Source organism: Mariprofundus sp. NF, from assembly GCF_013387455.1.
Taxonomy (GTDB): domain Bacteria; phylum Pseudomonadota; class Zetaproteobacteria; order Mariprofundales; family Mariprofundaceae; genus Mariprofundus.
The window spans coordinates 587,835-593,886 of the sequence record NZ_VWNC01000001.1; the positions used below are offsets into that span (position 1 = coordinate 587,835).

Consider the following 6,052-nt stretch of genomic DNA (forward strand, 5'->3'; position numbering starts at 1 on the left):
GTTTACTCCGGGGCGTTTGCCAGTAGAGGTGATATTACTCCCCGATGCATCCATGTTGAACAGATTTCGTAATCCGGGTAGCAACTGAGCGACCGGGGTCATGCACTATTTAGACGATCCCACGCTCTGTTCAGATCAGGAGTGTGGCTTTGCAAGAGCTGACCCCGAGTTTCCGCAAGCTGTCATTTAATCCCCGTTACGAAAAAGGCAGCCGATTGGCTGCCTTTTCTAATTGATAACGCTGAGTTTCCCTCTCTTTTCAAATCCCGGTATAGCAGAAGAAAATGAATTTACTGGGAAATGCATCAGATTTTTTTGAGTGTAGATGCAAACGTAAATTTATTGTCTATAATAAAGCTTAAGTGATGAAAGAACCTGTCTAGGAAGGAGAGGGCGTGACAATGCAAAGCTTACGGAAGAGTTTGGCGATTAAACTATTAGTACTGTTTCTAGCCTCATGTCTGATGGCATTGGCCCTTTCTGCAGTCGATTTTACTGAGACATTCCATGAATTTTCCAGAGCGCATGAAGATTGGGAGCTCGATGAACTGATCTTGGCCATATTCTTTTTCAGTGTTGGTCTGCTGCTGCTCTTTTTTCAAAATGTTACAGAAAACCTTGAGGTAGAAGACAAGCTGGCCGTAAATAGTCATCAGCTCCTGAAATATAGGAATGCAATCATGCAGATGAATGAGTCTGTTATTATCACTGATCAGAGCGGCAGAATTGAGTTTGTGAACCCTGCTTTTTCTACCATCACCGGTTACAGCGAGGATGATGTTGTTGGTAAAGATCCATCTGTGCTTAAAAGTTCTGCCCAGGATCCGAAGTATTACGATGAGCTGTGGCAGACCATCAGTCGGGGAGAGGTTTGGAAGGGGGAGTTGATTGACCGTAAAAAGGATGGTTCTTTTTATCCGGCTGAGATGACTATTTCGCCGCTATTTCGTGAGGATGGCTCTATCTCTCACTATATTGCAGTTCAGCAGGATGTAAGTGAAAAAAGAGAGTTGGAAGAGCGATTCCATCATATGCAGAAAATGGAGGCGATCGGCACGCTGGTTGGTGGCATTGCTCACGATTTTAATAATACCCTGTCAGGAATTTCGGCCAACGCATTCCTGGCGAAAAGAAAGGCCTCACTTCCTGATGATACAGTCCGCAGGCTTGAGACCATTGAGTCACTCTCTTTTGGTGCCGGTGAAATGATCTCCAAGCTGCTCTCATTTGCGCGCAAAGGTGTAATGAACATGGTCTCTTTGGAAGTGACATCACTGTTTCAGGGGGCGATGGAGACAAGCAGGCTGTTGGTATCCAAAAACGTCACATTGACGTTTAAAAACTGTATCAGCAAAACATACATCATAGGTGATGCTGATCTTCTGTACCAGGTGATGATGAATCTGATTAACAATGCCTGTGATGCTGTGGAGGAGGTTCGTGAAGCACCATCGGTAACAGTTACAGTGGATGAGCTTATCGAAGATGATCTCTTCATCAGCAGATTTGGTGCAAGCAAAGGCATGGGCTTTGTGCATGTGGCTGTCTCTGACAATGGCATTGGCATTGATGCTGAAACAATCCAATATATTTTTGACCCCTACTTTACAACCAAAGAGCAAGGTAAAGGCACTGGGCTGGGATTGGCAATGATTTTTGGCACTGTGAAGTCTCATAATGGCTATATTGATGTAGAGAGTGAACCGGGGTTGGGAAGCACCTTTCACCTCTACCTGCCAGTGATTCAGGCGTCACTACATCAGCCTGAGGATAAAGCAAGTAGGGAGGAGACCTTCAATGGCAACATGGAAACCATTCTCTTTGTAGATGATAATGATGAAATTAATGAAGGTATGACGACCGTGATTCGAGACCTGAATTATCGGGTGTTAAGCTGCTCCAATGGCAAGGAGGGGCTAGAGCTATATAAGCAGCATCTTGATGAGATCTCTCTGGTGGTTATGGATGTTGTGATGCCGGTGATGAGTGGCCCTGAGGCGGCTAAAACGATGCGGGAGATCAATCCCGATGTGAAGATCATTTTAATCTCTGGTTATGACCTCTCCCATGAACTCGACGATGAGATCAATCATGATGAGCTGATCCATAAGCCATTCTCTATTCGTAAGATCAGTGAGACCATCTATAGGACCATTTATGCGTGAATGCTTCTGCCTGAGAAAGGGATGTAAACCATTTGAGCTGTTTTGTGTAATGAGACTCTCACTAACAGAGAAGATAAGTCGTGACGATTGAGTATCATATCGATGATGAAACTGGTGTTGTCTTTACACGCCTAATCGGACGCGTTGAAATCAATGACTTCGTTGAGCATCAAAGAAGATTGGCAGAAGATGACAATTTCAATGGCAATGGCTGTGAACTGATTGATACAACTAGCGGGAGTGTTGGTGAGGGGCTGGGGTTCAGGTCATTCTCACAAATTTCAGATACAAGTCCTTGGCTGCCTGATGCACGCAGGGCAATCGTGGTTTCAAGCAATCTCACCTATGGGCTGGCAAATGTGTTTAGTATGATCATGGGCAGAGAGCATGGTGAGATTGCGGTGTTTAAAGATATTGATGCTGCCTCTGCATGGCTTGGCATTGATCGTTCCTGAAACAGTTAACTAATCTAGCAGCGCTCTTATATGCTGGCTGATAATATTGATTGAGAAAAACGGGGTCAGGCATGAGTTGTTGAGTTGCTTGATATTCTGGGGCCGCATTACTTAATTCTCCTCCATCATCATGACCAGCAGATCGGTGGGGCCGGGGTCGATTCCGGCCTGGAAGAGGAGGGTAGTGGCCTGGCCGCGGTGGTGGGTCTGGTGGTTGAAAAAGTGCTGCAATAACTCACCCAAAGCGCGCTGCTGTTTCTCGCCTGCGAAGTTGCGGTAGCGGATCGGTTCTGCGAGTAGCTTATCTGTCCAGGTTTCGGAAAAATCGAGGATCAGGCCATCGAGTGCGCGGCGGTTGTCGGTGAGTTCGGAGAAATCATCAAAGAGGATTTCACGCAGGGAGGCGGGGGTAGGGAACTCGGTGAGCGGGTGGGCCAGAGCTTCGCGGCAGTCAGGATTGGTGGCAAAGCGGTGCAGCCAGAAGAGATCGGCAATCAGGATATGGTTGAGGGTGCCAAGGATCGAACCGAAATAGGCATCACGATCCTCTGCGATGGCATCGGCAGGCAGCTCTTTTACTTTCGCAAACAGCTTGTCGTTCATCCAGTGGTTATAACGTGCCATGTTCTGTAACAACTCAATCATTCAAAACTTAACCAGAGGGAAAAGTAGCTCCTGCTACCCTAAAGCGTCCATTGCAATGGCTGTAGCATAGCACACCTGAAATATTCTGCTGTCCCCCAAATGGGGGACAGCACTAGTTCACCACACCCCCGGAAGAAGACGAAAGCGCACCCGCTGGCAGTAATCGCTATAACCCTGCAGCTCATCTTGCAGGGTTTTCTCTTCAAAGCGGATGCGGATCAGGAAGATCGAAGAGAGCAGAATGCCAAAGGGCAGTGTCCAGAGTGAACCCAGCGCCAGTGGCAGACAGATATTCATGGTGATGAAACCGGTGTACATGGGGTGGCGAACATAGGCGTAGGGGCCGGAATCGATCACCTGATGATTACGCTCACGTTGTATCTCAACTATCGGTGATGCGAAGCTGTTCTCCTGCATCACCCGCAGAATCAGCCATAGTGCCCAGCTCACGCCTGCAAAACCGATAATCTCAATAGCCAGCGGCATATCCGACCAGCCGAAACGTATGGCATCGAGACCGGGGAGTAAGAGGAAGGGGATAAACAGTAGTGTGAATAGCAGTGCAAACAGCTTGTCCCGTTGTTGCATCGATGGATTCAGGACTCTCATGCGGCTTTTGAGCAGGGCCGGATCATGCTTTTTCAGCCAGAGGGTCATGCGCAATGAGTAGGTGAATTGCACGATGATATAGGTCCAGGCCTCAGGCCAGTTAAACGTGCCAGCCGTGCCGAACAGGATGGCGGCGATCAGGCCGAAGCCGAGAATAAAGCGGGTGATCACTCTCGCCGTTGATATATCTCCGCCGCGCATCAGCTCATTAAACATCTTCTTCATATTACGAGCATAAACCATTTTACCGTTTTGCAGAGCTATTGATTGTTCAGACAGGTCGACGCTTCAACCCTTCTCATCCGGCAACTGGAGGCGGATTTTGCGTATCTCTGGAAGCAGCTCGAAAAAGAGATCGATCAGTTCGGGATCAAAATGGGCTCCGCGTTCGTTTTGCAGAAGCTCGAGAACTTTTTCCTCTGGCCAGGCCGGTTTGTATATTCGTTCGGAGGAGAGGGCATCATAGACATCGACAATGGCGACGATTCGGGCAGATATGGGAATGGCTTCACCGGCAAGCTGATTGGGGTAACCCTGACCATTCCACTTCTCATGATGGCCAATGGCGATCTGGTGGGCCATCTCAATCATCCGAATCTCACTACTTTTAAGCATCTCACCACCGATAAAAGCGTGGCGCTCCATGATCCTGCGCTCTTCAGTATCCAGCCTGCCGGGTTTCAACAACACGTAATCGGGAATGCCAACCTTGCCGATGTCATGCATGGGAGCAGCAAGGCGGATATCGTCTAGATCTTGCAGACTCCAGCCCAATGCTTTGGCTATAAGTTCTGAATAGAGACCGATACGGCGGATATGGGCACCAGTCTCCTCATCGCGCCAGTTGGATACATCCAGCAGCCGGTGGGCCAGCTCCTCCTCACCCTTGCGAATCAGTGCTGTGCGGCGATGCACCTCCAGCTCCAGTTCATCTTTGCTGAGCATGTTTTCGCGTGCCAACTGGTGTATCTGTTGCTGGCGGGTATATGACTCACCCAGATGTTCCAGCAACAGCAGCGGTTTACCATCGGAGTGCATTGCCCGCGCAGCCAGTGGCCACTCACGCCCCTCTGCGTCTGACTGAATCCAGGGGTCACAGCTGATCGTTCCCTCTCTGCCACTGATCCAGAGATCTTCGGCATCGGGAAAAAATGTATCGAGTACAAGGAAATCCTCACTCAGTGAGACCTCACTTCCAACCTTGAACCCGGTTTGACTGAGCTTACCTGTCCATGCAGGTGGGGGTGCCAGCACAAGAAAACGATCTTCGCCAATGCGCTCTAACAGCAATATATCCATACTGGAGAATAGTGAGTGAAGAGCGATCTTCACACTGCAACCTCCAGACCAAGCATCAGACGACCCAGCGCTTCGAATATCAGCTCAACCTGTTCACCCGTTTTGGCACTGGTCAGGAAAATGCGCCAGCCATCCTCTTTTAGCGCTTCAATCTGATCATCTGTTATCTGCCAGTGATCTTTAAGATCCACCTTATTCAGCACCAGAATAAACGCGGCCTCAGGGTAGTCAGAGCGTATCCGTTCATAGAGTTCGAGTGACTTCTCAAGGGAGGAAGAGCGGGTGCCATCGGCTACGAGAATAAAACCGGAGCTGCCGCGCAGAAAATTCTGCTGCAGGCTGTTGAAGGTATCCTCGCCAGCCAGATCCCAGAGCATCATGTTCAGTTGATGGTTATCAATGCTGATCTGTTTTTTATCGACTTTAACGCCGACACTGGTCTGATACTTCTCCTCGAAGATGCTGACGATAAAACGGCGGATCAGGCTGGTTTTACCCACCGCAAATGATCCGAGCATGCATACTTTTTTGGAGATTATCATAAAGGGCTAAACCCGTAGGGAAGGAGGGGGGCGCGCTGCAGACTATCGGCAGGATGTTTGCAATGCTTCGCAAATAGTTTGCGATTCATCCACTGGTTATAACGTGCTATCCATTGCAGTTGTTTGAGCATTCCTACTCCCATGTCGTGATCATAGCAGAAAACATCAACTTTGCTGTCCCCCAAATGGGGGACGTAGCTATTGGACGTGTGTCTCGTCCTAAAATACGTTGACGTTTTTTTATTCAAGCCGGCTGCCAATGGCAGTCGGCTTTTTTATGCACCTCTTCGGGTGTTTTCATTCCCAGGCTGAGGTGCGGCCTGAGTCGATTATATGC

At 48.7% G+C, this 6,052-nt stretch carries 6 protein-coding genes and 1 pseudogene; 2 read left to right on the forward strand and 5 right to left on the reverse strand.

Going from position 1 to position 6,052, the window contains the following annotated elements; translation table 11 throughout:
- The first annotated feature begins 464 nt into the window (after positions 1 to 464).
- Positions 465 to 2,165: an ATP-binding protein gene (locus F3F96_RS02760; protein WP_176961698.1), complete on the forward strand. Its 1,701-nt coding sequence runs from the start codon at positions 465 to 467 to the stop codon at positions 2,163 to 2,165.
- An 80-nt stretch (positions 2,166 to 2,245) separates the two neighbouring features.
- On the forward strand, positions 2,246 to 2,620 hold the full coding sequence (locus F3F96_RS02765) for a hypothetical protein (protein WP_176961699.1): 375 nt from the start codon (positions 2,246 to 2,248) through the stop codon (positions 2,618 to 2,620).
- A gap of 111 nt (positions 2,621 to 2,731) precedes the next feature.
- On the opposite strand, the gene F3F96_RS02770 is transcribed toward F3F96_RS02765, so the two are convergent.
- The 5 genes and pseudogenes from F3F96_RS02770 to F3F96_RS12670 all read right to left on the reverse strand — a co-directional run.
- Positions 2,732 to 3,265 carry a DinB family protein gene (locus tag F3F96_RS02770; protein WP_176961700.1) on the reverse strand — a complete coding sequence of 178 codons (534 nt, stop codon included), beginning with the start codon at positions 3,263 to 3,265 and terminating at the stop codon, positions 2,732 to 2,734.
- 117 nt (positions 3,266 to 3,382) lie between these two features.
- On the reverse strand, positions 3,383 to 4,099 hold the full coding sequence (locus tag F3F96_RS02775; RefSeq protein ID WP_176961701.1) for an isoprenylcysteine carboxylmethyltransferase family protein: 717 nt from the start codon (positions 4,097 to 4,099) through the stop codon (positions 3,383 to 3,385).
- 63 nt (positions 4,100 to 4,162) lie between these two features.
- Positions 4,163 to 5,206 (reverse strand): HD domain-containing phosphohydrolase, encoded by a 1,044-nt coding sequence (locus F3F96_RS12665; RefSeq protein ID WP_206675254.1) that lies wholly within the window; start codon positions 5,204 to 5,206, stop codon positions 4,163 to 4,165.
- Complete coding sequence (locus F3F96_RS02785) at positions 5,203 to 5,691, reverse strand: Rab family GTPase (protein WP_206675255.1); 489 nt, start codon at positions 5,689 to 5,691, stop codon at positions 5,203 to 5,205. The genes F3F96_RS12665 and F3F96_RS02785 overlap by 4 nt, the downstream gene beginning before the upstream one ends.
- 268 nt (positions 5,692 to 5,959) lie before the next feature.
- Positions 5,960 to 6,052 (reverse strand): annotated as a pseudogene (locus F3F96_RS12670) (integrase); the annotation flags it as partial.

Excerpts from the sequence above, each read along its gene's own strand:
- F3F96_RS02760 (WP_176961698.1), top strand. The coding sequence starts at position 465 with ATGGCATTGGCCCTTTCTGCAGTCGATTTTACTGAGACATTCCATGAA.
- F3F96_RS02770 (WP_176961700.1), bottom strand. The coding sequence starts at position 3,265 with ATGATTGAGTTGTTACAGAACATGGCACGTTATAACCACTGGATGAAC.
- F3F96_RS02775 (WP_176961701.1), bottom strand. The coding sequence starts at position 4,099 with ATGAAGAAGATGTTTAATGAGCTGATGCGCGGCGGAGATATATCAACG.
- F3F96_RS02785 (WP_206675255.1), bottom strand. The coding sequence starts at position 5,691 with ATGCTCGGATCATTTGCGGTGGGTAAAACCAGCCTGATCCGCCGTTTT.